A 14,244-nucleotide genomic window follows, 5' to 3' on the forward strand; every position below is an offset into this window, starting at 1 on the left:
GAGAATCATCGCAGTCCTTCCGCGCTCCGGCGCGTCGCCGAGCGTGCAATCAGGTTGTCCACAAGCGAAGCCAGCGCCCCCGACCGGATGGCGCGCCGGGCGACCTCGACGCCATCGCGCAGGTCGCTCGCGAGGCCGGCGAGGTACAGCGCCGCGGCTGCATTTGCGGCGCAAAAATCATGAAGAGGCCCGCGCTCGCCCCGGCAGAGCGCGCGGAGCAGCGCCGCGTTCTCGGCCGGACCTGCGCCGCGCAACGCCGCGAGATCGCAGCGGGCGAGGCCGAGGTCCTCCGGCGTCACCGTGAACCGGCGCAGGGCGCCGTCGCGCAGCTCGGCGATGTCGGTCGGCGCGGCGAGGCTCAGCTCGTCGAGGCCGTCGCGGGCGTGCACGATCAGCGCGCGCTGGACGCCGATCGCCGGGAGGAACTCGGCGTAGAGATCGACGAGGGCCGGCTTGGCCACGCCGAGGACGCGGCGCGCGGGGGCGGCTGGGTTGGCCAGCGGGCCGAGGAGGTTGAGCGCCGTCCGCAGGCCGAGCTCGCGGCGCAGCGGCGCGAGCCCGCGGAGCGCCGGGTGGAAGCGCTGGCTGAACAGGAAGGCAAAGCCGGTCTCGTCGAGCGACCGATCCACCTCCGCAGGCCCGAGCTCGATATCGATGTCCATCGCCTCCAGCAGATCGGCGCTGCCGCAGCGGCTCGAGGCGGCGCGGTTGCCCGCCTTGGCGACGACGGCGCCCGCGGCGGCGGCGATCAGCGCGGCGGCCGTGGAGGCGTTGAAGCTGCCGTGGCGGTCGCCGCCGGTGCCGGCGGTGTCGATCGCATCGGCTCTTTGCGGGACATGGACGGCGCGCGCCATGAGCGCGGCGAAGAAGCCCTCGAGCTCGGCGACCGTCTCGCCCTTGCAGGCGAGCAGCGACAGCCACGCCGCCGCCTGCGCCGGCGTGAAGGCGCCGTCGAGCAGCGCGAGCATGGCGTCGCGCGCCTCGCTCGCGAGGAGGTGCTCGCGGGCGGCCGCGCGCGTCAGGACCTCGACAGGTCTCATGTCAGCGCCCTTCGCCCTCGGGCGACGGCTCGCCCGGCAGGAACTTCACGGTGTCCTCGACGGCGAGACCGAGCTCGCCCGCGGTGACGGGCGCCGCGGCGGCGACGAGGACGTTGTAATGGTTCGGGAAATGGCAGGCGTCGAAGCCGAGCACCCTGCCGATCACGGTGCCGCCGTGGACCACGAGGTCGCCGCGCTCGATGACGCCGGCGGCGCGCGCCTCGACGAAGCCGAGGAATCCCACCCGGTCGACGCGGTCGCCCGGCCCGGCGGTCGCCTGATCGGTGGTGACGAGCTCGTGGACCTCGCCGGCGCGCACGCAGCGCGTCGCGTGTCGCTCGATGACGAAGCCGCGGTCGCTCCGCTTGTGCTGGAGGAGCTTCACCACCGTCGTCGGGACGGCGCGCTTGCGCGCCTGCGCCGTGCGGGCGGGCCCCTCGGCGGCGTAAGCGTCGTTCACGAGCCTCACGGCGTCGAGGCCGTCCTCGCCGTGGCAGCCGCCCGCCCCGATCGTGGCGACGAAGTCGCGCAAGATCTCCTCGTATTCGTGCCAGAGAGAGCCCTTGAACTCGTCGAAGCCAGCGAGCATGTCGATGGCGATGCGCTCGCCGCTCTTGAGCGAGACCTCGATGTCCTTTCGCTCGCCGCGCGGGTAGGCCCAGTCGAGGCGGACGTGCACCGGGATGCCATCGGCGCTCACGAGGTCGACGTCGGCTTCGCGGTCGATGCCGGCGCCGTCGCGCTCGATCGCGGCGCGGGTGACCTCCATCCGGCCGAGGAACGAGGCGAGCGTGTCGAAGACGTTCGGGCCGTTGTCCGCGAGGCAGCCGCCGCCGCAGCGGCGCGAATCGAGGTACCAGCGGTCGTCTCCCGCGTGCTCCTCGATCTTCTCGAGATATCGGGCGGTGACCGCGGCGATGCGCGACCGGTCGGCGAGCTGCGGCAACGCGCGCACGACGTTGGCGTTGTAGCGGCGGTGAAACGCCGTGAACAACGTCCGGCCGGCGGCGCGCGCCTGGCCGACGAGGCGCTCGGCGTCCGCGCGGCGGATGGTCAGAGGCTTCTCGCAGCAGACATGCTTGTCGGCCGCCAGCGCGTCGCGACAGATGGCGTAATGCTCGTCGTTGGGGACGTTGATGATGACCGCGTCGATGTCGTCGCGGGCCAAGAGCTCCCGGTAATCGAGCGTCGCGTCGATGCCGCGCGCCTCGAAGGGCGCGACGCGCTCCTTCCGCAGGTCGCACACGGCGACCAGCCTCGCCCCGTCCACGCGCGGGAAGCCCGCGACATAGAACTTCGAGATGACTCCCATACCGATCATACCGATACGCACCGTCACGCTGCATCTCCTTCTTCAACGAGGGTCTCGAGGGGCTTGATCCCCAGCTCGCGGGCCAGCCCGCCGAGCGCCGCGAGCAGGTCGGAGTCCACGCTCACCGCGTCGACGCGCAGGGCGCGGCGGCGCTCGTGCTCCAGATATCCAGGATAAGTGACGCGCCGGCCCGGCCCGTTGGCCGGGCACTCGACGACGCCAGCGAGGATCCGGTCCATGCGCCGCTGGAACTCCGACAGCTCACCGAAGCGGCGGATGTCCAGGGCGAGGAAGAAGTGGCCGACGTCGCGATCGTCGCGGGAGCGGGCCTCACCGGAGGGGCCGAAGAGGTCTGGATCCGGACCGGCCGCGGCGCCGGCGAGGGCGCCGCAGAGGATGTCCACCCAGAGGGCCAGGCCAAGGCCCTTCCACGCGCCGGTCTCGGGCTGGCCGCCGAGCAGCTGGAGGTGCCCCGTGCCGGCGTCATACGCGGCCGGATCGGTGACCGGAGCGCCGTGCTCGTCGACGAGCCAGCCTTCGGGGATGCGCTCGCCCAGGCGGGCCGCGGCGCGGACCCTGCCGGTCGAGACGACGGTCGTGCTCATATCCAGGACGAAGGCCGGCATCTCCCCGCCGGGGGCGGCGAGGCAGATCGGGTTGGTCCCGACGATCTTCACCCCGCCATGCGGCGGGCGAGCGATCGTCTGGGAGCCGAGGTTCGACATGGCGATACCGACCATGCCGCGCTCGAGCGCGAGCTCGGCGTAGTAGCCGGCCGGACCGAAATGGGAGCTGCGGCGCACGGCGACGGCGCCGACGCCGTACGCCCCCGCCTTGTCCATCGCGAGGCGCATCGCCTTGACGCCCGTCACGAGGCCGAGGCCGTCCTGACCGTCGATGAGCGCCGTCGCGCCCTCGTCCTTGAGGATGCGCGGCTCGGCGTCGCCGCGGATGCGGCCGCTCCTCAGCTTGGCCACGTAGATGCGGCCGAGATTGGCGATGCCGTGGGTATCGAAGCCCTTTTTGTCCGCGTAGACGAGCGGCTCGGCCGCGATGCGGGCGTGCGCCGGCGCGAGGCCGGCCCGGGTCAGGGCGTCGGCCGCGAAGCGCCGCAGCTCATCGAGAGAGATGTTCAGTTTGCTCATATCGATTCCTCATCGAGAAGGGCGGCGCCGCTGCGACAGTGGTCGCCGAAGGCGAGGACGATGGCCTCGACCTCGCGGGCGAACCGCTCGAGGTCGGCCACGGCGATGAACTCGCCGTCGGCGTGCGCGCGGTTGTGCTCCAGGCTGCAAGGGCCGTAGACGACCGTGTAGCGGTCGGGGCGTTGCGCCCACATGGCGTCGCAGGTGAACGCGCGATGCGCGAGCGCGGGCGGCGTCCGGCCGATGCCGGCCGCCGCGAGGACGCGCCTCATGGCCTCATCGCGGTTGTCGAGCGTCGGGAGGCGGCGCTTGAGCCATTCGAGGCGCGTCACGGCGCGCGCGGCCGAGGCCGTCGCGCCGAGGACCTCGGAGCCGGCGAAATCGGTCGCGAGGCCCTGGAGGGCCTCCGCGAAGCGGATCTCGGTCGCCTCCTCGATCGCCTCGGCCTGGGCCATCGTGGAGTACGCGAAGTTGACGAGCAGCGCCCCCTCGCCGTAAACCCGGTTATGCATCCTGCCGGTGTGGATGCCGGCGACACAGGTCTTGCCGCCGATGCGACGCACGTCCGCGACCAGATCGCGGGCGAACCGCAGGGCGACGGCGGCGAGGATGACCGTGGCGTTCTGGCCGGCGTGGGGCGCGTCGTCGGTCGAGCCGACCCCCTCGACCGAGACGCGGGCCGTCATCGACGTGGTCGAACGGTCGAAGAAGTGGCCCTCGCTCGGCTCGGCGAAGACGTTCAATCGGCCGACGTAGCCGAGGTCCACGAGGGCCTTGGTCCCGTAGACGCCCATCGCGCCGCCTTCCTCGCCGGCGACCGACTGGACGAGCACCTGGATCTCGCCCGCGAGGCGGGGATCCTGGCGCATGGCCGCCTCGATGCCGGCGAGCACCGCGACGCCGGGGCCTTTCATGTCGACGGCGCCGCGGCCGGTGACGATCCCGTCCTCGCACGCGACGGGGACGTGCCCAGCGACCGTGTCCATGTGGAGGTTGAACATCACGGTGCGAGCCGCAGGGCGGCCTCCGCCGGAGCGGAGGACCAGGTTCGGCTGCGACGCGAGGAACGCGCCGCCCATCCTCGCGGCCACCTCACGCACGGAGACAGGGACGTGCGCGCCGCTCAGGACCGATGCGCACGGAGCGCCCAGGTAAGCTTCGGCGAAGCCGCGGGAAACCGCGAAGTCGCGGAAGGCCCGCTGAGCGTCCGGGATGTCGCTCGGCACGCCGGTCTCCATGGGGCTCGTCGTGTCGATCGCGAGCAAGCCGAGGAGGTGCTCGAGGTGCTCGGGGGTGAAACGGATCTGCGGATCGTTCATTGACTCCTCCCTGCGCGCCAGACGGTCCGGGCGATGCGCTCGAAGCGACCGCCGAACTCGACGAAGCACTCGCGCAGCGTGGCTGTGTCGGCGGTGATGCCGAGGTGAGGGATGTGGGCCAGGTGCGGCTCGATGGCGATGGCGCCGGCATAGCCCGCCGCCTCGAGCATCGAGAGGCACTCGGCGAGCTGGGCTTCACCTTCGCCCGGCCAGGTGAACTGGGCGGCTCCGTCGGCGTCCCAGACGACATCCTTGACGTGGACGTGGCGCACGTGCGGCAGAACGCGACCGAGGAACGCGACGGGGTCCTGGTCCGCGACGCGCACGTTGCCGACGTCGAACAGGAGCCCCAGATGGGGGCTCGCTATCTCGCGCAGCATCGCGAGGGTTTGCTCCACGCCCTGGGAGGCCCAGCCCGAGCAGTTCTCGTGGAGGAGCGTGACGTCGAGCGCCGCGGCGAGCTCGACGAGCTCGGCGACCCGACGCATGGCTTCGCTGCGCCAGCCGGCGCCGTCGAGCCCCTGGTTCGGATAGGACATGATGCGGATGAACCTGCAGCCGAGCGCGTGGGCGCGGTCGGCGAGGATCCTGAGCTCTCCCAGGTCGCGGCCGAACGGCCCAGAGACCGGGCGCGCCCAGCCGCCTATCCGGCTCGCCAGGGCCACGACGCTCATCCCGTCGTCCGCGATGCGGCGCGCGGCGGCGGCGAAGCGCGCGGGGTCGAGGTCGGCGACGGCGACGCCGTCCAGGGTGCGGAGCTCGATGCCCCGAAAGCCGAGGCGGCGCAGCGCCTCCAGCTGGCCGTCGAGGTCCGGAGAGGCCTCGTCGCCCACGCCGGCGAGGAGCACGGGAGGCGCCTCACGCATGGAAGCTCCTGACCGCGGAGACGACGTAATCCGCTTCGGCGTCCGTCATCTCTGCATAGAGGGGCAGCGCCAGCGCCTCGCGCGAGAGCGTCTCGGCACCGGGGAAGTCGCCTGCCACGTGCCCGAGGTGGGCAAAGCACGGCTGCAGGTGCAGGGGCACCGAGTAATAGAGCTGGGTCTCGACGCCGCGCTCGAAGAGGTGGGCGCGGAGCGCGTCACGGCGCTCGGCGCGGATGACATAGGTATAGAACACGCGCTCGCCCGGCGCGGACGCGAGCGGCCTGATCGCGGCGCCGAGCTTGCCGAGCTCGGCGTCGTAGCGCTCGCCGATGGCGCGGCGGCGCGCGTGCAGCGCGGGGAGCCGCGCGAGCTTCGTCGTCAGGTAGGCAGCCACGATTTCATCCATTCGGTGGTTCCATCCCAGGTGGTGATGCAGAAAGCGTGTGACGCCGTCCTGGCCGTGATTGCGCAGCCGCCGGCACATGTCGCCGAGCGCGGCGTCGTTGGAGACGATCATCCCGGCGTCGCCGATGCCGCCGAGGGGCTTCGCGGGAAAGAAGGAATAGAGGCCGACGTCGCCCGCGAGCCCCGCGGGAACACCCGCCGTCCTCGCGCCGAGCGCGACGGCGCTGTCCTCCAGGACGCGGAGGCCGAGCGCCCTCGCGGCGGCCTGGATCTCGGCCATCGCGGCGAGCGAGGAGAAGAGATGAGCGGCGATGACGACCTTCGATTCCGGCGTGCGCCGGCGCGCGAGCTCGTCGGCGGCGATGGTGCCGGTGTCGGGGTCCACGTCGACGAAGACCGGCCGGGCGCCCAGGAGGGCCGGCGCGCTCGCCGTGGAGATGAACGAGAAGGCGGGCGTCAACACGTCGACGCCCGGGCCGACGCCGAGGGACGCCAGCGCGATGAGCAGCGCGTCCGTGCCGTTCGAGACGGCGACGGCGTGGGCGGCGCCGGTCTGGCCCTTGATGGCATCCTCGAGCTCGGAGACGCGCTGTTTCAGGATGAACGCGCCCGAGGCGCCCACCTCGGCCACGAGCTGCTTGACGAGCGCCGCGTCGGCGCCGAAGCGCCTCGCATAATCGAAGTACGCGACTCTCATCGGGCGCCTCCGCGCTGGAAGAAATCGGCGATGGCGCCGCAGACGCGCTCGACGTGTTCAGCCGTCATGTCCGGATACATCGGGAGGCCGAGCGTCCGGGTGCAGGCGCGCTCCGCGACGGGCATGTCGCCGCGCACGTAGCCGAGCCCCCGAAAACAAGGCTGCAGGTGCAGCGGCACAGGGTAGTAGGTCTCGGTCCCGATCCCCTCTCGGGCGAGGTGAGAGGCGAGCGCGTCGCGCTGCTCGCACTCGATCAGATAGACGTAGTAGACAGGGCCCGCGCCCTCGGGGCGGCGCCGGATGCGCGGCGTCGAGACGCTGGGGGAGAGGCCGGCGAGGCCGCGATCGTACAGGGCGGCGAGCGCGGCGCGCCTGGCGATGTCCTGGGGCAAGCGCCCGAGGCGCGCCAGGAGGATCGCCGCCTGGAGGCTGTCCATGCGGCTGTTGAAGCCGAGGCGGCGATAGACCTGGGGCTCGCCCTCCCTCTGGCCGTGGTTGCGGAGCATGCGCGCGGCCTCGGCGAGCCGGTCGTCGTTCGTGAGGACCATGCCGGCGTCGCCGAACGCCCCCAGCGTCTTGGTCGGGAAGAACGAGAGGACCCCGGCGTCGCCGATGAGGCCAGCGTGCTGTCCGCCGAGCCACATCCCGATGCCCTCCGCGCTGTCCTCGAGGACGAGCAGGCCGTGGTGGCGGGCGACGTCGACGATGGCGGGCATATCGGCCATCTGCGTGAACAGGTGGACCGGCATGACGGCCCTGGTGTGCCGCGTGACGGCCGCGGAGATCTGGGTTGGGTCCATCGCGTACGTGACCGGATCGATATCGACGAAGACCGGCTTGGCCCCCGCGTGCGCGATGGAGGACGCGGACGCGAAGAAGCTGAACGAAGGGACGATGACCTCGTCGCCGGGCCCGACGCCCGCGGCCATGAGCATGATGGTGAGGGCGTCGGTGGCGTTGCCGCAGGCGATCGTGTGGCGCGCCTCCGTGAAGAGGGCGATGCGCCGCTCGAGGCGGCGGACGAGCGCGCCGTCGGTGAACGACCCGCCGGCGAAGAGCTCGTCGATCAGGGCGTCGATCTCGCCGCGCTGCCGCTCGAGCGACGCCGCGCACGTGTAAAACGGGATAACTGCTGTCATGTACGACTCCGTTGCTTGAAGCTCCGCGCCGCGACGGGCGGCGGCATGAGCGCCCGTGCGGCGCCCGACGAGAGCTCGGCGGCGAGCTCCGAGCAGGCGGCGGGCGCGCCCGCGCCCGCGCGCCCTCGCGACCTCCCCGCCCCGCGCAGGACGGCGTCCGGCACGCCGGCCGGATGGAGGAGGCCGCTCAGGACCTTGGCGCGGGCGATGACGTCCACCACCCCCGTGTTGAACTCCACGCTGCTCAGCGGCTCGGGCCCCTGAGCGGCGAAGTGACGATAATATTCGATGAAGCAGGTGCTCAGGGGGTCGTCCTCGTACACGTCCGTCGCGACGAGGCGGCCGTCGCCGCTGAAGACCTTGACCCAGGCGTGGTTGTCGTCGGCGCCGGTCTGGTAATATCCAATGACCGTTCCGCGCTCGAGCTCGAGGATGACGTCGCGCTTGCGCATCGGGCAGCCGAGATCGGAGTGGCAGACCGCGGCCACGCGATCGCCGTGCATCGTCGCGATGGTCGCGCCGCCCATGTGAGGCACCGTGCCCGAGGCGGCGGAGAGATCGGTGCACTCGGCGTGGAGGACCGCGGCCTCGGTCCCGCCGAGGGCGAGCGCCAGCGCGATCTGGTGAGGCATCTCGACGTCGAAGGCGGTCTGATGGCTGCTGCTCGCCAGCGTGCGGTTGATGCGCGGCTTGCTGCTCTCGATGACCATCCGCTCGAGCGCGCCGAGCTCACCGCTGTCGATGATCGCCTTGAGGCGCGCCGTCACCGGGCTCGAGAGCCAGTTGCTCACGACGGCGACGTCGAGGCCGGCCTCCCGCTCGAGGGCGAGGATCTCGCGCGCGTCGGAGACGTGGATGGTGAACGGCTTCTCCACGACGAAGCGGCGGAACCCGGCGGAGACGGCCGCGACGAACACCGGGTAGTGCTCCGACGGCCCCGTGCAGATGTGGACCACCGTGCGCCGCGGATCGAAGGCTCCGCGCGCGTCGGCGATCGAGGGATAGGCCGGGAGGCCGGCCGCGCCCTGGAGCGCGCCTCCCGAGGCGACGAGCGGATCGACGACGCCGATGCGCTCATCGAACAGCCCTCGCCCCTCCGGCCTGTGTCGCGCCTTGCGCAGGCAGGTCAGGTGCAGATCTCGCCCTGCCTTGCCGAATCCTACAATCAGCTGCTGAAACATCTTTCGCTCCTGGTCGCGCGCGCTCATGCGTTCAGCGAGCACGACAGCTCGCGCGCGATCACGTCGGCGAGCTCCTTGACGTACGCCTCGATCCGAGGCCGCTCCAGGCCTTCGGCCATGATGCGGACGACCGGCTCGGTCCCGGACGCGCGGACCACCATGCGCCCGGCGGCGCCGAGCTCTCGCTCCACCCTGCGGACGACCGCGGCGATCGCCGGATTGCCGCTCAACCTGTTCCTGTCGGCCACCATCACATCGGCGCGGACCTGCGGGAGCCTCTCGAACGGTCGTGTCAGCTCGCTGAGCCGACGGCCCGTCCGCCTCACGACGTCGAGCAGCAAGAGCCCCGCCAAGATCCCGTCGCCGGTCGTCGCGTGGTCCAGCCAGACGACGTGCCCTGACGGCTCCCCGCCCAGGTTGTAGCCGCCGCGCCGCATCTCTGCGACGACGTGGCGGTCCCCGACCTCGGTCCGTTTCGTCGCGACGCCGAGCCGCCCGGCCGCCTGCGCGAGCCCCGCATTGCTCATCACCGTCGTGACGATCGTGTCCTTCGCCAGCCGGCGCTCTCGCTTCGCGGCCGACGCGCAGACATACAGGATTTCATCACCGTCGACCACCGCCCCGCGCTCGTCGACGGCCACAAGCCGATCCGCGTCGCCGTCGAAGGACAGCCCGAGCTGCGCGCCGCGCCGCAAGACCTCTTCTCGCAGCGCCTCGACGTGCAGCGAGCCACACGCATCATTGATGTTCAATCCGTCGGGCGCCACCCCGATCGCGACCACGTCCGCGCCGAGCTCCCGGAAGACGCGGGGCGCGAGCTCGTACGCGCCCCCGTTGGCGCAATCGAGCACGACCCGCGCCCCGTCGAAGCGCGCCGGCACGGCCGCCGTGAGGTGGCGCAGGTACGCCTCCTTCGCCTGCGCGTCGACCGACACCGCGCGGAGCTGTCCGCCGACCGGGCGCGGCAGCCTGTCCTCCGGCGCGTCGAGCAGCTGCTCGATCGCCTTTTCCATCTCGTCCGGCAGCTTGAAGCCGTCCGCGCCGAAGAATTTGACGCCGTTGTCCTCGGCTGGATTGTGCGAGGCCGAGATCATGATCCCTGCCCGCGCACCGAGGTGCCTGGTGAGGTACGCGACGACCGGCGTCGTCACGACGCCGAGATGGATGACGGAAGCACCGATAGAAGAGAGCCCAGCGACGATCGCCGCCTCCAGCATCGGGCCGGAGACGCGCGTATCGCGCCCGACGACGAAGGTCGCGCCGCTCGCCTCGCCCGCCAGCGCGTGGCCGCCGCAGCGACCGAGCCGGAAGGCGAGCTCTGGCGTCAATTCCAAGTTTGCGATACCGCGTACGCCGTCGGTGCCGAAGTATTTTCCCATGTAGTTCCACCTCTCCTCGAGGCCTCCGCGCGCCGGGCAAGCTCGCCCATCAGTCCCCGCGCTGCGCGGGCGAGCTTGCCCGGCGCGCGCCCGACTCCCCTGCTGGATCGATCATCCAGCGTAGGCGCGCTGGCCTCTTGCCCCTGCCTTGAGCAACGGCCGTGCCGCGTGTCGATGTCGAGGGCGCTCGTCGCGCGCCAAGCCGGATCGGAGCGCCAACGCGCCCGCATTCCGCGCGAGCCGCTGCGAGCCGCTGCGAGCCGCTCAGAGGAGCGCCAGGCGGCGAGCAACGGTTGGCGCGGTCACGCAATGCCGCCTTGCGCGGCGTCCGCGGTCATGTCCGCCTGTCCGGCGCGCGGCCAGGTCCAGGCACGGTCCTCGCCGGAATGCGCGGCGTGGCATGACGGATGCACGCGCCCTCGGACGAACAGCGGTCCATCGCTTCACGGGGCGTCCTGTGAGGCGCTGAGGCGCCTCCTCGTCATCGGGTGCAAACCATGTGTGGAATCGTTGGCTACGTGGGTTATCGCGACGCTAAGGAAGTGCTCCTCGACAAGCTCGCCCGGATCGAGTACCGCGGCCATGACGGCGCAGGCCTCGCGATTCGCACGGTGACGGGCATCGAGGTCTACAAGAAGGGCGGGCCGCTCGCCGGCCTCGCGGGAGAGCTGAAGCTGCGCTCGGTCCGCGGGATGCTCGGCCTCGGTCACACCCGGTGGGCGACGCACGGCGCGCCCGACGACCGCAACGCTCACCCTCACGCCAGTGAGGACGGGGCCATCGTCGTCAGCCATAACGGGATCATCGAGAACTACCGCCCGCTCAAGGAGCGGCTCGCCGCCCAGGGCCACGCGTTCCGCTCCGAGACCGACTCCGAGGTCCTCGCGCACCTCATCGCGGAGAAGTACCGGGGAGATCTCGCGGGCGCGGTCCGCGCGGCCCTCGCGGAGGTGCGCGGCGCGTACGCCGTCGTCGTCGCGCACGCCGAGCACGAGGAGATCGTCGCGGCCCGCAGCGTCAGCCCCCTCGTGATCGGCGTCGGCGACGGCGAGATGTTCCTCGCGTCAGACGTGCTGGCGCTGCTCCCTTACACGCGCCGCGTGGTGTTCCTGCAGGACGGCGATCTCGTCGTCCTGCGCAGCCAGGGCTACGACGTCACGGATCTCGGGGGAGGGCCGCTCGCGCGCCCCCCCACCCTCGTCGACTGGAGCGCCGAGGCCGCCGAGAAGGGCGACTGCGATACGTTCATGCTCAAGGAGATCCACGAGCAGCCCCGGGTCCTCGAGCACACCATCGCGGGCGGCCTGCGCGGCGGCGCCGGAGAGGCGCGGCTCGATCTGCGCCTCGACCCTTCCTCGATCGATCGCGTCCAGATCATCGGATGCGGCACCGCGTACCACGCTGGCCTCGTCGGTGAGCACCTCATCGAGCGGCTCGCCCGGGTGCCGGTCGAGGTCGACATCGCGAGCGAGTACCGGTATCGCCAGCCGATCGTCGACGAGCGGACGCTGGTGATCGCCATCAGCCAATCCGGCGAGACCATGGATACCATCGAGGCCCTCCGCGAGGCGAAGCGGCTCGGCGCGAGGACGCTCGGCATCATCAATGTCCAGGGGAGCAGCATGACCCGCGAGGCGCACGAGGTCCTCTACGTCCACGCCGGGCCGGAGATCGGCGTCGCCAGCACCAAGGCGTACACCGCCCAGCTCAGCGCGCTGCTCCTGTTCGCGCTCTGGCTCGGCCGCGCGCGTGGGGCCCTGAGCCCCGCACGCGCGGCCGAGCTCTCCGCCGAGCTCCGCGACCTGCCGAGCGTCGTCGACGAGGCGCTCGACGAGGCGCGCGTCGCGGAGATCGAGCGGATCGCCGCCAAATACAGGGACGCCCGCGGCTGGCTGTTCCTGGGGCGCGGCGTGAACGCCCCGAGCGCGTTCGAAGGCGCCCTCAAGCTGAAGGAGCTGAGCTACGTCTACGCCGAAGCGCACGCCGCCGGGGAGATGAAGCACGGCCCGATCTCGATCATCGACGACGGCCTCCCCGTGGTCGTCATCGCGACCGAGTGCCCCCTCCTCGAGAAGGTCCTCAGCAACATCCAGGAGGTCAGGGCGCGCTCCGGGAGGATCATCGCCCTCGTCAGCGATGGAGACACGGAGGCCGCCCGCCACGCGGACGACGTGATCCGCCTCCCTCGCACGGACGAGCTGCTGAGCCCCGTGGTGAACGCCGTCGCTCTGCAGCTCCTCGCGTACCATGTCGCGTCCCTCCTCGGGAGGGACGTCGACAAGCCTCGCAACCTGGCCAAGAGCGTCACGGTGGAGTGAGGCGACAACCCCAACCTGGCCGCGCCCGCGAGGCGAGGCGGTGGCGCCGAGGGGCAGCGCCGCGCCGCCCGCGGGCCGGCATCGAATGAACCAAGCACAGAGACCGAGAGATGGAAAAACTCCTCAGGAAGATCGAGCGCCGCGAGGCAAACGTGGTTGTGGTGGGCGTGGGCTACGTCGGCTTGCCGCTGGCGGTCGAGCTCGCCAGGGCGGGCTTCGCCGTGACGGGCTATGACAAGGACCCCGAAAAGGTGCGCCGGCTCGGCCGCGCCGAATCGTACATCGACGACATCCGCTCCGCGGAGCTCGAGCCGCTCGTCGACGCCGGGAAGCTCACGGCGTCCGCCGATCTGGGCGTCCTCAGCGCCGCGGACGCCGTCGTCGTCTGCGTGCCGACGCCGCTGAGCAAGAACAAGGATCCGGACATGAGCTTCGTCACCCAGGCGATGGAGGAGATCGCGGCGCGGCAGCACGCCGAGATGCTCATCGTCCTGGAGTCGACGACCTACCCGGGCACGACGCGCGAGGTGCTCGCGCCCACGCTGACGCGCGGGATCTACGAGCTCGGCAAGGACGTGTTCGTCGCCTTCAGCCCCGAGCGCGTGGATCCGGGCAATGCGCAGTGGAAGACGCGCAACACGCCCAAGGTCATCGGCGGAATGACGCCGGCGTGCCTCGCCGTGGGGAGGGCCCTCTATGGGGCGATCATCGACACGCTCGTGCCGGTCGGCAGCACCGACACGGCCGAGATGGTCAAGCTCTTCGAAAACACGTTCCGCGCCGTGAACATCGGCCTCGTGAACGAGGTCGCGCTGATGTCGCGGCGGCTCGGCGTCGACGTGTGGGAGGTGATCCGCGCGGCGGCGACCAAGCCCTTCGGCTTCATGCCCTTCTATCCGGGGCCAGGGCTCGGGGGGCACTGCATTCCCATCGATCCGCTCTATCTGTCCTGGCGCATGCGCGGGCTCAAGTACCAGGCGCGGTTCATCGACGTCGCGGACAGCATCAACAGCGCGATGCCGGGCGAGGTCGTCTCCCTGGTGCACGAGTCGCTGAACCGGCGCAGGGTGCCGGCGAACGGCGCGAAGGTGCTCGTCTCGGGCGTGGCCTACAAGAAGGACGTCGCCGATTACCGCGAGTCGCCGGCGATCGACGTGATCCACGGCCTGCGCAGCCTGGGGGCCGAGGTCGACTACGTCGATCGGCACGTGCCCGAGGTCCGCGAGCACGGGCTGGAGCTGAGGAGCGTATGCCCGAGCGTCGACTACGGACGCTATGACGCGGTGGTGGTCGTGACCGACCACTCTGACACCGACTATGCCCGGATGCTCTCGGAGTCGAAGCTCATCGTCGACACGCGCGACGCGCTGCGGACGCTGGACGGGGACAAGTCCAAGGTGGTGCGCCTGTAAGCCGGGGCGAGCCCCAGCGGGTCTCCCAGGA

Annotated in this window: 11 protein-coding genes; 2 read left to right on the top strand and 9 right to left on the bottom strand. The window is 71.2% G+C overall.

What is annotated here, in order from left to right; genetic code table 11:
- Positions 1–5: 5 nt before the first annotated feature.
- Genes trpD through glmM form a run of 9 tightly spaced genes read right to left on the bottom strand, consistent with a single transcriptional unit; the run spans position 6 to position 10,483 of the window.
- Positions 6–1,040, bottom strand: coding sequence for an anthranilate phosphoribosyltransferase (gene trpD, locus WME98_RS49610; protein WP_437948505.1), 1,035 nt, complete (start codon positions 1,038–1,040; stop codon positions 6–8).
- 1 nt (position 1,041) lies between these two features.
- Positions 1,042–2,352, bottom strand: a complete 1,311-nt coding sequence (locus WME98_RS49615) for a Gfo/Idh/MocA family protein (RefSeq protein ID WP_437948506.1) — start codon at positions 2,350–2,352, stop codon at positions 1,042–1,044.
- Between the two features lie 23 nt (positions 2,353–2,375).
- Complete coding sequence (locus tag WME98_RS49620) at positions 2,376–3,497, bottom strand: Ldh family oxidoreductase (protein WP_437948507.1); 1,122 nt, start codon at positions 3,495–3,497, stop codon at positions 2,376–2,378.
- Positions 3,494–4,816, bottom strand: a complete 1,323-nt coding sequence (locus tag WME98_RS49625) for a M20/M25/M40 family metallo-hydrolase (protein WP_437948508.1) — start codon at positions 4,814–4,816, stop codon at positions 3,494–3,496. Before WME98_RS49625 ends, WME98_RS49620 begins: the two co-directional genes overlap by 4 nt.
- Positions 4,813–5,682: a sugar phosphate isomerase/epimerase family protein gene (locus WME98_RS49630; protein ID WP_437948509.1), complete on the bottom strand. Its 870-nt coding sequence runs from the start codon at positions 5,680–5,682 to the stop codon at positions 4,813–4,815. Before WME98_RS49630 ends, WME98_RS49625 begins: the two co-directional genes overlap by 4 nt.
- Positions 5,675–6,784 carry a DegT/DnrJ/EryC1/StrS family aminotransferase gene (locus WME98_RS49635; RefSeq protein ID WP_437948510.1) on the bottom strand — a complete coding sequence of 370 codons (1,110 nt, stop codon included), beginning with the start codon at positions 6,782–6,784 and terminating at the stop codon, positions 5,675–5,677. The genes WME98_RS49630 and WME98_RS49635 overlap by 8 nt, the downstream gene beginning before the upstream one ends.
- Positions 6,781–7,923, bottom strand: a complete 1,143-nt coding sequence (locus tag WME98_RS49640) for a DegT/DnrJ/EryC1/StrS family aminotransferase (protein ID WP_437948511.1) — start codon at positions 7,921–7,923, stop codon at positions 6,781–6,783. Before WME98_RS49640 ends, WME98_RS49635 begins: the two co-directional genes overlap by 4 nt.
- Positions 7,920–9,104: a Gfo/Idh/MocA family protein gene (locus WME98_RS49645; protein ID WP_437339400.1), complete on the bottom strand. Its 1,185-nt coding sequence runs from the start codon at positions 9,102–9,104 to the stop codon at positions 7,920–7,922. Before WME98_RS49645 ends, WME98_RS49640 begins: the two co-directional genes overlap by 4 nt.
- 23 nt (positions 9,105–9,127) lie before the next feature.
- Complete coding sequence (gene glmM / locus WME98_RS49650) at positions 9,128–10,483, bottom strand: phosphoglucosamine mutase (protein ID WP_437948512.1); 1,356 nt, start codon at positions 10,481–10,483, stop codon at positions 9,128–9,130.
- A gap of 497 nt (positions 10,484–10,980) precedes the next feature.
- Here glmM and glmS point away from each other — a divergent pair, with 497 nt between their 5' ends.
- On the top strand, positions 10,981–12,801 hold the full coding sequence (gene glmS, locus WME98_RS49655) for a glutamine--fructose-6-phosphate transaminase (isomerizing) (RefSeq protein WP_437948513.1): 1,821 nt from the start codon (positions 10,981–10,983) through the stop codon (positions 12,799–12,801).
- Between the two features lie 110 nt (positions 12,802–12,911).
- Positions 12,912–14,213: a nucleotide sugar dehydrogenase gene (locus WME98_RS49660; protein WP_437948514.1), complete on the top strand. Its 1,302-nt coding sequence runs from the start codon at positions 12,912–12,914 to the stop codon at positions 14,211–14,213.
- The last annotated feature ends 31 nt before the right edge of the window (positions 14,214–14,244 follow it).

This window comes from Sorangium sp. So ce296, from assembly GCF_051529605.1.
GTDB lineage: Bacteria > Myxococcota_A > Polyangia > Polyangiales > Polyangiaceae > Sorangium > Sorangium cellulosum_D.